This window comes from Streptomyces sp. TRM49041 (genome assembly GCF_008271805.1).
Classification (GTDB): domain Bacteria; phylum Actinomycetota; class Actinomycetes; order Streptomycetales; family Streptomycetaceae; genus Streptomyces.
Map to the genome: position 1 here is coordinate 118655 of NZ_VSRY01000171.1, position 16031 is coordinate 134685.

Genomic DNA, 16031 nt, shown 5'->3' on the forward strand with positions numbered 1-16031 from the left:
CCCCCCGTCCCCGCAGGCGGGTTTGGGGCCAGGGTCAGAATGCGGCCAGGTAGACGCGCACACGGCTGCCTGCTACGTCGCCGACGTGGATCTCGATGGCCTGGATGTGGCTCCGCCGTGAATCGCCGACGCAGGGCGGACATGCACTGGCCATGCGTACACCCTTGATGTCCTGAGGCAGCTTGAGACCCAGGTGTTTGAATCCGTCCCCGGTCAAGGAGGAAGTGGCGTTAACAGCCTTCAGCGGATGATCGGGCCGAAGGTCGTCGACCACCGACTCCGCTGTCTTCGCGTCGGTGACAAACGACAGCAGGTAGACATCCTCCTGCGGCTGAACCCGTACTGCGCCCCTTACCTCTGTCGCGCCCTCGGGGACATCGATCTTCATGAACTCGGCAGCCTCAGGCGCGCCGGCCCCCTTTTCCCAGTAGGGGTACTCCTTGCGAGTGACACGTTCTGGCTGCGTCGGCGTCGAACAGGCGGCGAGCAGGAGTCCACTGACAATGGCGGCCGTCGCAACCGCTACCAGGCGCTTCAAGGAGCCATGCGAGAGCTTCACCGGTTCTCCTTGTCACCGCGGGACACGTCCCCGCGCGTTCCCTCGCGTCCAGGGTCGCCCGGTGTGACAGTGGGGTGCGTGTGGCCGCTGAGGTCGTGAGTGTAGGTGGGGCTACTACCTCGCATGTCGAATTCCTGGGCGAGGCCGACTGCGTGGAGCCGCCCCATGTCCTCGTCCTTGATGGTGACTCCCCCCGGGAACTCGGTTGACTTGCCCTTGTCCCAGTTGTAGCGGTCCCACACGTTGACCTGATAGTCGAGCGAGATCTTGGGCTCGCCGTCGTCAGCGCTCGGTGTGACGGTGACCATGCCGGAGACATTCTGTGCGTGGGATCCGATCGCGTGGAACCACTCGTCGCTCCGCAGAGTGCGGTGCCTTACGTCACTCTCGACCGGAATGACCACGGTCTTGTCCCCTCCGGCCCGGTGAAACTCATCCAGCGCCTTCTGCCGCCAGGCACCCTGATTGGCCACCAGATGTTCCTGCTCGATTCCTGAACGGAACCCATCGTCGTCGTGCAACATCCGGTCGACATCCAGCGTGAGGGTCTCACCGGTGCCGCTCAGGTAGTGCAGCATGTTGCGCGATGCCCCGGTCTCCCCGATGAGGTCTCCGGCTGTCGCGATGCCCACGGCTTGAGAGTGGAGCCACGCATCCCGCGGTATCACCTCTTCCACGCCGAATGGGCCCGAACCAGGGTCAGGTGACTTCCAGTTGTACAGAGGAGCCGTGACCCCCGCTGCCCGCAGTTCGTCACCGCGTTCTCGCAGCAGGATGCCGCGGGTGACCGGATCGAGGTCGCGCCACCACTCCGCGACCGCCTTCCTGCCCTTGGGCATGTTGGCGGCCTTGCCGGCCTCTTCCAAGGAGGGGTAGGGGCTGGCGGTGGGATTTCTGTTGAAGCCGTTGACCGTCCCGTCCATGTAGTCGGAGTCTCGCACGGCGGCGTCGAGGGCGAGCCGGAGACCGTCGTCGGCGTCGCTGACCGCCTTGACTGCCTGGTTGAGACGCTGGGCCCACTCGGCCGCCGTGGCGCGAGCGCTCTCCTGGAAGCTCGGGTCGTGCACGTAGGCGGTGCGCTCTCCCTGGGTGAGCTGCGAGGTGTCGAACGCCACGACCCCCTGATCGGATACCCGCATGCCATCCTTGACGGCGGCCGCGCGCACGGACTCCACCCTGCCCTTGAGATCGACGAGCTGCGTATGCGCCTCGCGCAGGAGGGAAGCGACGGCTTTCGCCTCCTTCTGCGCCCCTCGCAGCTCCTCAAGCGTCACGGTGAACCTCTGGTCCGCAGCATGGGCGCTCAGCCCGATCCAGGACTCACCGAGTGAGATGCCGTGGACGTCCCGCTGGTACAGGTCACCGAGCGTCTTGAACTTGCCCGCCATCTCGTCCCACTTGTCGGCAACCGCAGTGAGCTTGGACAGGTTGGTTGTCATCACTTCGTGGTAGGTCGGCACATGTCCCCCGCAGCCGATCCGTCATTGGTCAGTAGTTGTTGATCCGAGATTGCCGAGCGAGGCGCCCGCCAATGTCGAGATCATTGTTGCGCAAGTCGATGCCCGTCTTGCTGAGAGCGGCCTTCTCCGCCGCAAGACGGTCGAGCAGCGTCTTGACCTGCTTCTCCCACGTCTGATGTGCCTTCTTCAAAGCACTGGACGTGTCCCAGCCATCGCCGTCCTTCGCCCCGAACTCCTTGACAGCTGCTTTCGTGCAGACGGCCGTGTGCTTGCTGTCTCGCGTGACGCCGGGTGTCAGAACCTCGTGGATCGCCTTCGCCGCCGTCTTCTTCTCCGCCGGGCTGGAGGCCAGATCCGGCCTGTCCCCACCGCCTCCTCCTGCTGCCGGAGCAAGCTGATTGAGCCGCATCCGGGCGGTCTGGCGGGACGCCACATCCGCCTTGGTCTGCTCCCACTCATCCCAGGCCATGAATCCCCCCCCGTAGCTGGACACCTCCTGGGAAACTTACAGAACAGGGCCCACGGAAGGTAAGCCGGTACCCGGTCAGTGCCGTGTTTGGCCACTCTGGACCAGGAGCGGACTCGGGTCACGGTGCTGGCGGCTATGGACACCGACTGATGCCGTGCCCGTCGTTGACGTGAGCCGGAAGGGCTTCCCGAGGCTCGTCGGTTCCCAGCCCAGAAGACGTGCGCGCCGAATGCTGTCAGCGACCTCGGCAGGCAGGACAGGGACCGTTTCGGCTCCCACCCAGTTGCGAGTGTGAGCGCGGTCGGTCTCGACCATGAGCACCGCGCCTGGACGCTCGGAGTGCTCGACGGCGTACATCATGGACGACCATGCCATGCCCTGGCAGTACGTGGGCCGACCGCGCACGTACCAGCGGTACGACGTCCCGTCCACAGAGATGGTGCGTGAACGCTTCTTCGGCTGCGCCATGTTGCCTCTCCTCGTCTGCTGGACGCTATCGGGCGAACGCGGTGTCCGCCCATGGGTTTAGGCTCCGCCGGTGACGACGCCGAGCCGCTTCCAGATGACCTTCGACGGGCGCTCGTACGCCCTCACTGTGGACGGCAAGGACGTGAGCGAGCACGTCGCTGCCGTGGACCTACACGCTGAGGCTCACGAGCTGCCACGTGTCGTGCTGCACCTCCGTCCGACCAGAGCGTGGCCCGCCGAACTCGATCTCCTCGCTCGCGTTGAGATCGGTACACCCCCGGACCCCGGTCCAGCCGCCGCCGCGTTCCTGGAGGCGCTGGAACCGTTGGAGGTGGAGCGCGCGGCCCTGGCACGGTTGGACCTGGAGAACGTACCGGGTGGGGGAGGGGACGGCGGCGGTGCTACGGCAGCTGGTGGAGTGGGCCCGTGGCGCTTGATCTGTCGGGTGTGCGGCGGGTCGTGGAAGGGCTGCTCGACGATGAGGTCCGGCTGTGGAGGGATGCGGACGGCGCCTCTGCCAACGAACTGGACGAGCACACAGGTCAGTTGAAGCCGCAAGGCGGGACGGCGGTTCTGCTGTGGGAAGGTCCGGGGCGATCGTACGCCCCGGACAGCTCTCGCCCGTCCCGCCTCTGGATGGGGCGCCCGCATCGCTCCCTGGCTCGACCGCGTACCAGGCGCTGCTGCCGTTGTCGGCGCCCCCGGTGTTGCCCGACGTGCTAAGCGTTTCCCGTTCCGCGCGCGACGAGCAGCTCGTCGGGCGCCGGTTCCGGGCGGCGGAGGTCGCGGTCGGTGCGTACGCGGTGGTGCGCGTGGTGCCCTTGGAGGTGATCAGCTGATGGTGGTGAACCCGCACCCCAACGCCCATCCCGACGCGGCGGCGTTCCGCGACCCGATCGAACTGGCTGCGGCGCTGTCCGGGTTGAGGCCGGCGGTCCGGCCAAGGCCAGGGCCGGAGCCACGGCCAAAGGCCGGAGCCGCAGGCAAGGGCCGGGGCGCGAGGCCGAAGCCGGCGCCGGAGGACCGCGGGGCCGAAGCCGGAGGCCCGAAGGCCGGGTCCCGGCGCCGCAGCACGGCTACCGGTGCCCGTCGTCCCCGGCGCGTCCCGCGTGTGTCAGGACCGACGCGTGCGCTCCCGGTTCGGCCTCCACCCGGCCTCCGCCCTTCCGGAGGCCGCGTACCTCCGCGTTCCGGTGTCCGGGCCGGACGCGGAGCCGGTTGTCTCCCGAGGGTGCGCTGTGCGCCGCCGCTTCCTCGAGACCCGCCCGGACCTTCCGCTTCAGCCAGCGGCTCAGCGGCTTCTCGACGAGCCGGTGAACCAGGAAGGCGAGCAGCATCAGTCCCCCGACCAGGGACCCGAGCAGCACATAGGGGCTGAGGTCGGCGTGCGTCTCCGCATAGCCGAGGATCTCCCAGCCGATGTACTGGTGCAGCAGGTAGAGCGGGTAGGTGAGGGCCCCCGCGACGGTCAGCCAGCGCCACCTGATCCAGTCGGCCCTGCCGGTCGCGACGAGCGCCATCACCGCGAAGGACAGTGCCAGTACGACCAGCACCGGCCAGAACGGCATCCCCTTGTCCAACTGCCTGACGGATGCCCGCCACGTCGCGCGCGCGGTCGGCAGCGAGGCGGCGAAACACACCAGCACGATGCCCCACAGCAGCGCGGTCGGCCGGAAGCGGTACATGAGGTAGAAGGCCATGCCGGCGATGAAGTACCAGCAGTGCCCCGGCAGCAGGAACTGCCCCAGCGCCTCCCCGCCGAACTTGGTGAACGCCAGAGCGGCCACACCCCAGAGGCAGCAGAACAGCAGTACGCGTCGGTATGTCAGTCCACGCCAGGCGACCAGGGCGAACAGCAGGTAGAAGCGCAGTTCGGCGTAGAGGGTCCAGTACACGGGATCGACCGGACGTACTCCGAGAGGTTCGTGGAGCATCGTCAGATTGATCAGTACATCGGCCCAGGGGCGTCGCTCGTAACCGCCCGGCACAAGGACCAGCACGGCCGTTGTGGCGAGGACCGCGAACCAGTACGCCGGATAGAGCCGGACCACTCGGGAGGTGAAGAATTCCCCCAGTGAACGGCCCCAGCAACTCATACAGATGACGAAACCGCTGATGAGGAAGAACAGCTGAACACCGAGCCACCCGTAGGCCGCAAAGGGGAAGGCCGTGGGAAACAGGGCCTCGCTGGGAGTCTGCCATCCCGACCCGAGGGCTATGTAGTGATACAGCACCACCATCAGGGCGGCTATCAGCCGCAGGCCGTCCAGGGCCGCCAAGCGGGACGGTCGCCCGGGCCTCGGGGATCGGGCCGAACTGGGAACTGAAACCACGTGCTTCCTTGCATTCATCGGTCGGTGAACGGGCCGGGGCGGCGCGCCATGCGATGCGTCCCTTCAAGGACACCACGGCAGGGAGCGCGACTTCAGGAGTCCACACTCTTCGGGCGAGTCATCGCGTGTGCGATGTCACACGCGTGCCGAGTTCGCCGCGTCGGTGCGCCGCAGACGCGGAATGGGCACCGACGTCCAAATGATCCCTCGAACGAGTGAACCAAAAGCATAACGCCTCGAATCGCCCACGCGATCTTCACATACGGAAAGCAGAAAGACAGAAGGCAGGAAGACAGAAGGCAGGAAGGCGGAAGGCAGGGGGCGACAGGCAGAAGGCGGACGGCAGAAGGCAGAAGAGCAGAAGGCGGTACCCCGGCCTCGACAGGCCGGGGTACGGGGAGCCGGTGCCTGGTACTCCAGCAGGATTTCGCTGCCTGACCTGGCCTTTCGCCGGGTGGCGGGAGTGTAGCGGGACTTCGGTCGTGCGGGGGTGGTCTCATGGGGACCGCCCCTCGAACGTGCGACAACGCCGCAGGTAGTGGCAGCGGCGGGCCATTGCTTGGCGACTGCGGTCCGCCGGGGCTGGCTGACTCCGTACACGTGGAAGGGGGCGATGCGGCCTCGTGGGCAGTCCGCGTCACCTGCGCGCTTCTGCGGGGCGACCCCTCACAGGTCCTGCTCGGCCCAGACCGTCTTGCCGCCAGGTGCGTACCGCGTGCCCCAGCGCCGGGTGAGCTGGGCCACCAGGAGAAGTCCGCGTCCGCCCTCGTCGAACGCCCGGGACCGTTTCATGTGCGGCGTGGTGCTGCTGGCGTCGGACACCTCGCACATGAGCTCGGAGTCGCGGATGAGGCGCAGCGTCAGCGGAGGACGGGCGTAGCGGATTGCGTTGGTGACCAGTTCGCTTGCCACGAGTTCCGTGGTGAACGACAGCTCCTCCAGCCCCCACTCCGCCAGCTGCTCGGTGACGAGGCGCCGGACCCGCGCGACCTCGGGGGGGTCGGCAGCGACGGCCCAGGTGGCGATGTGGGAAGGGGGCAGTGCCCGGGTGCGCGCCAGGAGGAGAACCGCGTCGTCCTCCTGTTCCGCAGGTGAGAAACCGCGCAGCACTGTGTCACAGAGGCTTTCCAGTGAGGCCGCGGGGTCGGTGAGCAGCTCGCCGAGAAGCCGCAGGCCGTCGTCGAGATCACGGTTTCCGGAGTGCGGCAAACCGTTGGTGTAGAGCGCGATGACGCTGCCTCGGGGCAGCTCGAGAACGTGACTCTCGAAGGGCAGCCCGCCGATGCCCAGCGGCGGACCACTCGGAAGGTCCGGGAATCGAACCACGCCATCCGGGGAGACGATGGCGGGCGCGGGATGCCCGGCGCGGGCCATGGTGCAGTGCCGGGACACCGGGTCGTACACCGAGTAGAGGCAGGTGGCCCCGGCGACCGGTGTGTGCTGTGACGGTGTCTGCTCCCCCACCGTGTTCTCCTCCTCATCGAGGCGCAGAACGAGGTCGTCGAGATGGGTCAGCAACTCGTCGGGGGGAATGTCAATGTCGGCCAGGGTCAGCGCGGCCGTGCGCAGTCGGCCCATGGTCGCGGACGCCTCGATGCCGTGTCCCACGACGTCTCCCACCATCAGCCCCACGCGCGCCCCCGACAAGGGGATGACGTCGAACCAGTCGCCTCCGACACCCGCGCCGGACTCCGCCGGAACGTAGCGGGTCGCGATGTCCGCCGCCGAGAGGCGTACGTGGTGGCGTGGGAGCAGGCTGCGCTGCAGGGCCAGGGACGTGCCGCGTTCGCGCGCGTAGCGGCGGGCGTTGTCGACGGCAAGTGCGGCCCGGGTGGTGATCTCCCACGTGAGCAGGATGTCGTCGGTGTCGAACACGTCCGGTGTGCGGTGACGCATGCAGTGGACGACGCCGAGCAGTGTTCCACGGGCGCGTAGCGGTGCAGTGATGAGGGAGTGGACGCGGTGGAGCCGCAGGCTCGCCGCGTAGCGGGGGTCGCTGCCGAGCCATCGCCGGACATCCCGGTCTTCGGCCCAGTGCGCCGACGGCACGTCGGCTGTCAGAGCGCGGGCCATGGGCGACAGCGGATGGTAGTCGCACGGCTCCCCTGGCCGTAGCGCGGACTCGGGGCAGCGCTCCAGAACGGAGCTCTGCGCGGCGCGCAGCAGCGCCGGCTTGCCGTGCCGGGCCGGGGAGGCGTCCGGGCGCAGCACGTCCTCGAAGAGATCGACGGCGGCGAAGTCGGAGAAGTAGCCGATGGCCACCTCCGCCAGCTCACGCGCGGTCTCGGACACGTCCAGGGAGGTGCCCAGACGGACGCTCGCGGCGTTCATGACCGCGAGCCTCTGCCGGGTGCGGTACTGACCGGTGATGTCCAGGGCGGAGGCGGATGCCAGGCGCGCCCGCGGAGGCCGGGGGCCGCCGGCCAGCCGGGAGAGCGCGACCGGCAGGCCGGTCAGGGAGGTGATGACCGCGTCGGCCTCCGTCAGTTCGTCCCGGCCTGGAGCAGGTGGGGCCTCACCGCGGAGCATCCACACGGTGCGCAGCCCCGCTCGCGCCGCTCCCCGGACGTCGGTGTCGAGCCGGTTGCCGACGTGGACGGCGCGCTCGGCGGGGACGCCCAGCCTGTCGAGTACGGTACAGAAGGCCTCCGGGGCGGGCTTCTCGGCGGAGTCGACCCCGCCGAGAACGACGGCGCCGAACAACGGGGCCAAGCCGTCGCGTCGCAGGGCGTCCCGTACCTGCGGGGGCGAGTTGGAGAGGATTCCGAGCCGGTAGTCGTGGGCGAGGGCCCGGAGCACCGGTGCCACGTCCGGGTAGAGCGACTCGACGGGATAGGCCCAGTGCTTGGCTATGTGAGAGCGCAGCAGACCGACGTCGCCGTCGCGGAGGAACCTGCGGGCGAACGCCGTGCGCAGGCCGGCCCCGCCCTCGCGTTCCGCTTCGTACAGCGACCAGAACGCGTGCTCGTCGAACTCCTCCCCTGCGAGTTCGTGTACAGCGCGGTACAGCGCCTCGACGAAGCGTTCGTCGTCGTAGATCGAGCCCCCGATGTCGAAGACCACCGCCTCGACAGGGCCGCCCTCCGTGCCGTCGCTAGGCACGCTGTGGCCTGCGGTGGCATCGACGTCCACACTCAGCCTCCCGGGCACGGGCCGCTCCCGCTCACCACCATCGTGGCACCGCGCCGTCCGGCACGCGAACCGCCCCGGCGGAAGCACAGTGCTCCCGCCGGGGCGGTCCGGCTACGGTGTTCCGGCCGCTGTGCCGCGGCCCGCGAGGACCTCCGGGTTGGCGCAGTGCGCGAGCGGCTCGCCCCGCAGGTACCGGACCGTCTCCGCGGCGCAGATCCGTGCTGCCTGATGCGCGGTCTGCTTGCTGGCGCCCGCGAGGTGGGGAGTCATCACGATGCCGGGGGTGCGCAGCAGCCGTGAACCCGGCGGGACGGGCTCCTCCGGGAAGACGTCGAAGGCGGCGGCGAAGAGGTGCCCCCGGTCGAGCGCGTCGCAGACCGCGTCGTAGTCCAGCAGCCCGCCCCGCGCGCAGTTGACGATCACGGAGCCGGGAGCCATCGCGGCAATCTGCTCCGCGCCGATCATGCCGCGGCTCTCCGCCGTCAGCCGGGCGTGCAGGGAGAGCACCCGGGACCGCGCCAGCAACTCGTCCAGGCCCACGTTGCGCACCCCGGGCGCCGCGTCCGGCAGCAGATAGGGGTCGTGGACGAGGACTTCCGCGCCGAAGCCGCCGAGGATGCGGGCGACGCGGTGCCCGATGGCGCCGTAGCCGACCAGCCCCACGGTGGTGCCCGCCAGCTCCATGCCGACCTCGTCGTACCGGTAGTAGTCGCCGCGCCACACGCCGCGGGCCAGCTCGCCGTGGGTGTGCGGGATGCGGCGCATCGCGGCCAGCAGCAGGGCGACGGTGTGCTCGGCCGTGGCGGTCGCGTTGCGGCCCGGGGCGAACGTCACTGCGACGCCGTGCTCCGTGGCAGCCTCCAGGCTGGCGTTGACCGGTCCGCCGCGGCCGACGGCGAACAGTTCGAGGTCCGGGCACGCCTCCAGGACCCTGCGGGTGAGCGGAGCCATCTGCGTCATGCAGACCCGTACGCCCCGGAGGGCTTCGATGAGCTGCTCCTCCGTGCCGGACGCCTCGTGCACCTCGGCGACGTCGCCGAATGGTTCGATGGGCCAGGGCAGGTGCAGTTCGCTGATCTCCAGCGCCCCGCGGGGCCCGCCGTGCTCGGCACGCAGCGCGTCGGCGAGCAGGCCTGCCCGGACGAAGTGGTCGCCTGCGGCGAGAATCCTGAGGGTCACGGGGTCTCCTCCTCGGTTACTGCGGTTGGGGCCGGGAAGCCGTCAAAGGCCTCGGCCGGGGTGTTGAACTGCAGCAGCGCCGCCCTGTCTCCACCGCCGTAGCGGACCTCGGTGATCGCGCAGTTGCGCATGAGGGGGAACAACCGCCGGTACTCCGACAGCGGCACTCCGCTCAGATGACAGAGGAGCAGTCGGTTGAGGGTGCTGTGGCCGACGATCAGGACTCTGCCGTCCGGGTGGAGACGGTGGACCTCCCGCAGGCAGGCCATGCCCCGTTCCACGGCTTCGGCGGTGGGCTCGCCGTCCGGCAGGTGATGGCGCGCCGGGTCCGCGTAGAAGGCGGCGAGCCGCTCGGGGAACGCATCGCGCATGTCGGCGGTGGTGAGTCCCTCGCCGCGCCCGAAATCGATCTCCCGCAGCCGGGGGTCCTCCCGGGGCTCCAGTCCGGTGGCCTCGACGATCGGTTGGGCCGTGTCCCGGGCGCGCCGCAGCGGCGAGACCCACAGGGCATCCGGCCGGGCGTGCTTGGCCCATGCGGCGAGGTGCTCGGCCTGTTCGCGACCTCGCGGAGTGAGCGGGATGTCGCTGCGGCCCGTGTAGCGGTTCTCGGCGTGCCAGATCGTCTCTCCGTGGCGGACGAGTACGAGATCGGTCACAGGTGGGCGCTCCTTCGTGCGTGCCGGGCGACGGCCGGGGGCAGCCAGCCGCGCTCTTCGAGTGCGTCGACCAGCTTGAGATGGCTCTCCAGCAGGCGCAGCGTGTGGTCCGGCCGCGGTTCCACCACGGTACGCAGCCGCACCATGTCGCGGGCGGCGGCGCCGAGGGGGGTGGTGGTGCCCGCGCGGGCGAGGACGGCCATGCCGAGGGCGGCCTCGGCGTTGTCCGGCAGCCCGAGGGGGCGGGCGAGGGCGTCGGCGCGCGGCTGGCACCAGTAGCGGCTGCGGGCTCCTCCACCGGTGAGGGTCACCGGTCCGTCGAGGGAGGCGCCGAGCAGTCCGAGGTAGTCGAAGCAGAGGCGCTCGGTGACGCGACGCCCTGCAGCAGCGAGGCATGCGAGTTCGGTGGTATTGCCGGTGACGGGCGGCACCGTGCCGACTCCCGCGGCCTTGAACGCGGCGATCGTGCCGCCCGCCGTGCCGTCGTTGGCCGCGACCACGCCCGCGATCTTGTCGTACTCGTCGAGCAGCTTCCGTCCGCTCGGGTCGACGGCCTTCTTACCTCTCGTACGGGCGCTGGGCGCCGTCAAGGGCATCGAGGTGGTCGTCCTCGGGGGCCGCTACTTCCCCCCTCCAGGAGGCATGCCTCGGCTACCAGACGGCACAGGCCCTCCGGAAGCTGCGGGCCGACGTGCTGTTCATGTCCACCACCGCGGTCGGCGCGGGCGCCTGCTACCACAGGTCGGAGGCCACCATCGAGGTCAAGCGGACCTTCATGGAGTACGCCGAACGCTCTGTCCTGCTGGTCGACCACGCCAAGTTCGGCCGCCGCGCCCCCTACCTGCTCGCACCCCTCGATGCCTTCGACCAGATCGTCACCGACTCGGGCGCCGACGACGAGGAGATCGCGCCGCTGCGGGAGGGACGTGCACAGGTCCGCGTCGCCCCGGTGGGCCGCGGGTAGCTTCCACTCGCGGTGGCGGTCAGGCGGTGCCTTACTGGAATCGGGGACCGCCCTCCACTCCGCCGCACGCCTTGGACGCACTGTTGCACGCGAAGACGCCGCGAACGCACCGGGGCCGACTCGACCGTCTCGGCATACCGAGGCCGCTGGCCTGGGGATTCCTCGGTGTCCTGGTCTTCATGATCGGCGACGGTGTCGAGTCGGGCTACCTCTCGCCCTACCTGGCCGACGAGGGGGTGTCCGGAAGCAGGGTGGCCCTGCTGTTCACGGTGTACGGTGTCAGCGCCGGCGTCGCCGCCTGGCTGTCGGGGGCGCTGTCGGACCTCTGGGGCCCGCGCCGGGTCATGTGGACCGGTCTGGCCATCTGGATCGCTTTCCAGCTCCTCTTCCTCCTGGTCGCCATCCCGAGGCTGGACTACCCCCTCCTTATGGTCGCCTACGGACTCAGGGGGTTCGGGTTCCCGCTGTTCGCCTTCGGCTTCCTCGTGTGGATCGCCGCCGCGACGCCGGCGGCCCGGCTCGGCAGCGCCGCCGGATGGTTCTGGTTCGCCTTCACCGGCGGACTCCCCACTTTGGGCTCCCTGGTGGCCAGTGGTCTCGTACCGCGCGTCGGCCCGTACCAGACCCTCTGGGCCGCTCTGTTCCTGGTGGTCGCCGGCGGGCTGATCGCCCTCCTCGGTGTGCGCGATCCGACGGGTGGGCGCCGCCTGGCACCACGGGGAGAACGGCCGCTGACCACCTTCCTCGGCAGCGTCACCATCGTGTGGCGCAACCCCCGGATCGGCATCGGCTGCCTGGTCAGGATCATCAACACCGCACCGGAGTTCGGCTTCCTGGTCTTCCTGCCGATCTTCTTCACGGAGACCATCGGGTTCAGCCTCTCGCAGTGGCTTCGCGTGCTGACCGTGATGTTCGCCGTCAACATCGTCTTCAACCTGGTGTTCGGCCTCGTGGGGGACCGCTTCGGCTGGCGCCGCACCGTGGCCGTCTTCGGCGGAGTGGGCTGCGCGATCACCACACTCCTGCTGTACTACGTGCCCACGGCCGCCGGGGACGACTACCCTCTAGCCCTGCTCGTCGCGGGCCTGTACGGCGCCACTCTGGCCGGCTATGTCCCGCTGTCCGCGCTCATGCCGTCGCTGGCGCCGCAGCACAAGGGCCAGGCCATGGCCGCCCTCAACCTGGGTGCCGGCGCCTCGGCCTTCGTGGGACCGGCGATCGTGGGAGTCCTGCTCGTGCCCCTCGGGGTCGCCGGCGTCATGTGGGTCTTCGCCGGACTCTACGCGGTCAGTGCGCTGATGACGTCCTTCCTGCGCCTGCCCGGCGAGACGGGCCGTCGCGGCAGGCGCCCGGAGGCCGCGCAGCCCGCCGGGGACGTGGCCGGGCTCGCCGCCCGGGCCGGCGGCACCCTGCTGGGCCATCCGGTGCGCCTGCGCCCGGACCCCGGCGAGGACGTGGAACTGATCCTCTTCGACGTGGGCGGCACGCTGTACGACGACGACTGCTTCGCGCAGGCCCTGTACCGGGCGGCGTGTGATCTGGGCGGCGGCACCGTCGACGAAGCGGAGTTCTGGAACCTGTACGACGAGCAGCGCGAGCGCGGCGCGGGCTCGCTGCACCGGGCGGTCGCCGGGGCGTTCGCCCCCGGCCGTGAGGAGGAGCTTCGACAACTCGCCCGTAGGCACTGGCACTACCCCGCCGAGGCGCTCTATCCGGACGTCGCGCCGGTCATCACCGCGCTGGCCGGCCGCTACCGCCTGGGCATCGTGGCCAACTCCCCCCGGCAGGTGCTGGCGGCCCTGGAACGCGACGGGCTGCGTGAGCTGTTCGCCGTCACCGCGCTCTCCGACGACGTCGGTGCGGGCAAGCCCGATCCGGCCTTGTTCCTTCACGCACTCGGCGAAGTGGGAGTCCCGCCGGACCGCGCCGTGCACGTGGGCAACAGACTGGAGAACGACGTACGCCCGGCGCACCGGATCGGCATGCGGGCCGTCTGGATGCTGCGCGGCGAGGCAAGCCACGCCCCCACCCTGCGGCAGCTCGCTGAGCCCGACGCTGTGATCACCACGCTGACGGGCCTACCGACCGTTCTGGCACGTCTGGCGAGGGACGGTACTCCCGGTGGGCGTGCCACCGAATGACGACTGGCACGGGACCCCTCCGCAGGCCCAGCCGCGCCCTAACCTCGATCTTTCGTGACGGTCCGTCGGTTTCTTCGGCGGGGCCGTTTCGGTTGTTCGGGTCGGTGGTGGGCACGCTGATGGCCCGGCTGGCGCGTCGGGTGGGCGCCGGTTCCACGGCTCCGGTCGGGGTGGTGCTGGTTGCAGGGACGGGAACGCGCTGGTCAGCCGGGGTTCGGGAGAGTTTCGAGCCGTGCCAGGGCGTCGGTGATCACGTCCGGCCAGGGCCAGTGGCGTGCGAATCTCAGGTGCCGGCGGGGGCGGTGGTGACGATCTGGGCTGCGGCGGAGCCGGAGGCGGCGGGGCTCCCACGTGCGGGTTCTGCCGGTCAGGGCGAGCATGGGCATCCAGGCCAGCAGGTCAAGGGCGATCTGGACGATCTCCAGCCAGATCTGGTTCTGTGCGGTGTCGTACAGGGGCAGGTTGCGCGGCCGGTGGCCCGCGCGGCCCGGACGCGGTCCTCGGCTCGGGCTGCTAGCGGCAGTTGTCGGCCGCCCGGATGAGGCGGGCGGCCTCGTCCAGGGCCTCTCGGAGGATCACCGGGTCGGTGACCGGGTCGGTGTCGACGGGCGGGAGAAGCCAGTCGCTGCCGACGGGGGGCGGCTCGGGCGGGGCCGTGGGAGTGGTCACCTCGGCCGGGACGCGGAGACCGCGGCCCTCGGTGCGCGTACAGGCGCTGCCGGGGACGTCCCAGGCGGCCGCCGTGCCCGGCGGGACGAGGAAGCCGAGGGTGTCGCCGACGTCGTCGTGCAGGACCGGGCCGACGGCGGGTGCGCCTCCGCGGCGGAGGATGTCCACGGCCTCCAGGCCCTGCCGGGCCGGTACGGTCACCAGGTCGCACGCCTGGCCGCCGCCGTGTTCACGGGCACCGGTCACGGCGCCGGGGCGCGCGCTCTCGTCCTGCGTGGGAGCGTGCTGCAACGTGGTCTGCGGTTCGTCGTGGGCGCGCGGGCCGGCCTCCATGCCTACCTCCAACAAGGGATCGCCTCCTCGCTCGAGTCCCGTGTGGAGACACCTTCCGTCTCTCCACAAGGTTCAACGCCCGAGACCGTCAACGGCTACGGCGGCACGCCGCCGCAAAGGATGGCACTTCATGGCGGATCGTGGGTGAGATATCCCGTTTGTAGCCAAACTGCGGGTGTGCGACCGGTCGCAGCAGGTACGTTCTTGCTCCGCCGGAGCATCGGCAGCACGCAGGAGAGGGCTCGCCATGGCCTCGTCACGGGCAGTTCCGAATCTCGCCTTCCGTCGACTGCGCGGGCAGCGCTCCCCGGCGGAGTTCGCCGCCGCGGTGCGCAGGGCCGCCCGGGAGATCGGGGAGCAGGTGGCGTGCGACGCCCGCTACATCGGCCGCGTGGAATCGGGTGAGATCCGTTGCCCCAACTACGCGTACGAGCGGGTGTTCCTGCATATGTTCCCCGGTCTGTCGCTGACGGATCTGGGGTTCCTCGCGCGGGAACGCGTACGCGGTCGGGGGACGCGTACGGCGGCCGGTGCGCCCGTGTCACCCACCACGATCCGGAACGATGAGGAGAGCGACGTGCTGCGTCGCGCATTCATGACGGGCGGCACCGCCACCGTGGCGGCCGCCTCCCTCGGCCTGGGCGGCAGTCCTGGCGGGGGCCCCGGCGGCGGGCCGGGCGGCCCGCCGCCGCTCGGTACGATCCCGGCGCCGCGCGTCGGCGGCCGGTTCGGCGAGTCCGAGGTGGCCGCGGTCGAGGACGCCGTACGGCAGATCCGGCTGCTCGACGACCGGCACGGCGCCGACGGTCTGTACCGGAGGGCGGCGGGGCCGCTCCGTGCCGCGTACGCGCTGCTCGACTCCGGGACGACCGCCCGCCAGTCGACCGTCGACCGGCTCCATGCGGGCGCGGGCGAACTCGCCCTGTCCGTCGGCTGGCTGGCCCATGACTCGGGCCGACTGGAGGACGCCCGCTCGCACTACGCGGAAGCGCTCGCCACCGCGCGCGTGGGCGGCGATCCCGGGCTGGAGGCGCACGCGTTCTCCAACACGTCGTTCCTGGCGCGGGACGCCGGCCGGTTCCGGGAGGCGGTACGGGCCGCGCAGGCCGGGCAGCACGCGGCCAAGCACCTGTCGTCACCACGGCTGCTCTCGCTGCTGGCCCTGCGGGAGGCGGGCGGCTGGGCGGGGCTTGGCGACCGGCCGGCGTGCGAGGAGGCACTGGGGCGGGCGCACACGCTGTTCGGGCGCGGGCCCTCGGACGCGGACCCGGAGTGGATGTCCTTCTTCGGGGAGCCCGAGCTGGAGTTCCTGGAGGCCCAGTCCTGGTCGCAGCTGGGCGACTGGCCGTCCGCCGCCCGCCACGCGCGCCGGGCGACCGCCCTGAACAACCCGCACTTCGCCCGGAACCTCGCCCTGTACCGCGCGCAGCTCGCCGCCGACCTGGCCAGGGGCGGCGCCCCCGAGGAGGCGGCGGCCGCCGGGGAGCGGGTCCTGGACCTGCTCGACGAGGTCCAGTCGACCCGCATCCGGTCGGTGCTGGCCGACACGGCCCTGGTCCTGCATCCGCTGCGCGGCACGCCGGAGGTGGCGGCGTTCCTGGCCCGCCGCCGCGCGGGCGGCACGCCCGGCGAGGGCGGTGCGTAGGGGCCGGGGGGCGGCGCGTCGGG

14 protein-coding genes and 3 pseudogenes are annotated in these 16031 nt (G+C 70.5%); 6 read left to right on the forward strand and 11 right to left on the reverse strand.

The annotated features are described in order from the left end of the window. Window positions 1–34: 34 nt before the first annotated feature. From FVS66_RS31755 to FVS66_RS31765, 3 genes are read right to left on the reverse strand one after another with little or no spacing between them, the layout of a single operon-like run. Window positions 35–559: a hypothetical protein gene (locus FVS66_RS31755; protein ID WP_187645783.1), complete on the reverse strand. Its 525-nt coding sequence runs from the start codon at window positions 557–559 to the stop codon at window positions 35–37. After that, window positions 556–1998, reverse strand: coding sequence for a hypothetical protein (locus FVS66_RS31760; protein ID WP_187645784.1), 1443 nt, complete (start codon window positions 1996–1998; stop codon window positions 556–558). Before FVS66_RS31760 ends, FVS66_RS31755 begins: the two co-directional genes overlap by 4 nt. A 49-nt stretch (window positions 1999–2047) precedes the next feature. After that, entirely contained in the window at window positions 2048–2488 is a 441-nt protein-coding gene (locus FVS66_RS31765) for a hypothetical protein (RefSeq protein WP_149184711.1), read from the reverse strand. Window positions 2489–2801: 313 nt separating this feature from the next. Here FVS66_RS31765 and FVS66_RS35310 point away from each other — a divergent pair, with 313 nt between their 5' ends. The 3 genes from FVS66_RS35310 to FVS66_RS36955 all read left to right on the forward strand — a co-directional run bounded on the left by FVS66_RS35310 (window position 2802) and on the right by FVS66_RS36955 (window position 3795). After that, a complete protein-coding gene (locus tag FVS66_RS35310; RefSeq protein ID WP_187645785.1) occupies window positions 2802–3017 on the forward strand; it encodes a hypothetical protein in 216 nt (71 codons plus the stop codon). Between the two features lie 9 nt (window positions 3018–3026). After that, window positions 3027–3506: a hypothetical protein gene (locus FVS66_RS31775; protein ID WP_149184712.1), complete on the forward strand. Its 480-nt coding sequence runs from the start codon at window positions 3027–3029 to the stop codon at window positions 3504–3506. Window positions 3507–3672: 166 nt separating this feature from the next. Then, entirely contained in the window at window positions 3673–3795 is a 123-nt protein-coding gene (locus FVS66_RS36955; RefSeq protein ID WP_399226707.1) for a hypothetical protein, read from the forward strand. Between the two features lie 237 nt (window positions 3796–4032). Here FVS66_RS36955 and FVS66_RS31780 read toward each other — a convergent pair whose 3' ends face one another. The 6 genes and pseudogenes from FVS66_RS31780 to FVS66_RS36390 all read right to left on the reverse strand — a co-directional run. Next, a complete protein-coding gene (locus tag FVS66_RS31780; RefSeq protein WP_262387318.1) occupies window positions 4033–5235 on the reverse strand; it encodes an acyltransferase in 1203 nt (400 codons plus the stop codon). Between the two features lie 720 nt (window positions 5236–5955). Beyond that, the gene (locus FVS66_RS31785; RefSeq protein ID WP_187645786.1) at window positions 5956–8421 is read right to left on the reverse strand and encodes an HAD-IA family hydrolase; all 2466 of its coding nucleotides are present in this window, start codon (window positions 8419–8421) and stop codon (window positions 5956–5958) included. A 111-nt stretch (window positions 8422–8532) separates the two neighbouring features. After that, a complete protein-coding gene (locus FVS66_RS31790) occupies window positions 8533–9600 on the reverse strand; it encodes a 2-hydroxyacid dehydrogenase (RefSeq protein ID WP_149184715.1) in 1068 nt (355 codons plus the stop codon). Next, window positions 9597–10256: a histidine phosphatase family protein gene (locus FVS66_RS31795; RefSeq protein WP_149184716.1), complete on the reverse strand. Its 660-nt coding sequence runs from the start codon at window positions 10254–10256 to the stop codon at window positions 9597–9599. Before FVS66_RS31795 ends, FVS66_RS31790 begins: the two co-directional genes overlap by 4 nt. Then, window positions 10253–10567 carry an FGGY-family carbohydrate kinase gene (locus tag FVS66_RS36385; RefSeq protein ID WP_262387324.1) on the reverse strand — a complete coding sequence of 105 codons (315 nt, stop codon included), beginning with the start codon at window positions 10565–10567 and terminating at the stop codon, window positions 10253–10255. Before FVS66_RS36385 ends, FVS66_RS31795 begins: the two co-directional genes overlap by 4 nt. Before the next feature lie 84 nt (window positions 10568–10651). Next, window positions 10652–10810, reverse strand: a pseudogene (locus FVS66_RS36390) (ABC transporter substrate-binding protein); the annotation flags it as partial. 71 nt (window positions 10811–10881) lie between these two features. Here FVS66_RS36390 and FVS66_RS31805 point away from each other — a divergent pair. Together FVS66_RS31805 and FVS66_RS36660 are read left to right on the forward strand one after the other, a co-directional pair. Beyond that, window positions 10882–11220, forward strand: a pseudogene (locus FVS66_RS31805) (DeoR family transcriptional regulator); the annotation flags it as partial. 71 nt (window positions 11221–11291) lie between these two features. Next, a complete protein-coding gene (locus FVS66_RS36660) occupies window positions 11292–13361 on the forward strand; it encodes an RbtT/DalT/CsbX family MFS transporter (RefSeq protein WP_222947003.1) in 2070 nt (689 codons plus the stop codon). Between the two features lie 203 nt (window positions 13362–13564). Here the strand turns inward: FVS66_RS36660 and FVS66_RS31815 are convergent. Together FVS66_RS31815 and FVS66_RS31820 are read right to left on the reverse strand one after the other, a co-directional pair. Further along, a pseudogene (locus FVS66_RS31815) lies at window positions 13565–13878 on the reverse strand (transposase); the annotation flags it as partial. Continuing rightward, window positions 13875–14378, reverse strand: coding sequence for a hypothetical protein (locus tag FVS66_RS31820; protein ID WP_399226710.1), 504 nt, complete (start codon window positions 14376–14378; stop codon window positions 13875–13877). The gene FVS66_RS31820 and the pseudogene FVS66_RS31815, both read right to left, overlap by 4 nt. A 232-nt stretch (window positions 14379–14610) precedes the next feature. Here FVS66_RS31820 and FVS66_RS31825 point away from each other — a divergent pair, with 232 nt between their 5' ends. Then, a complete protein-coding gene (locus tag FVS66_RS31825) occupies window positions 14611–16008 on the forward strand; it encodes a tetratricopeptide repeat protein (RefSeq protein WP_149184720.1) in 1398 nt (465 codons plus the stop codon). Window positions 16009–16031: the final 23 nt, after the last annotated feature.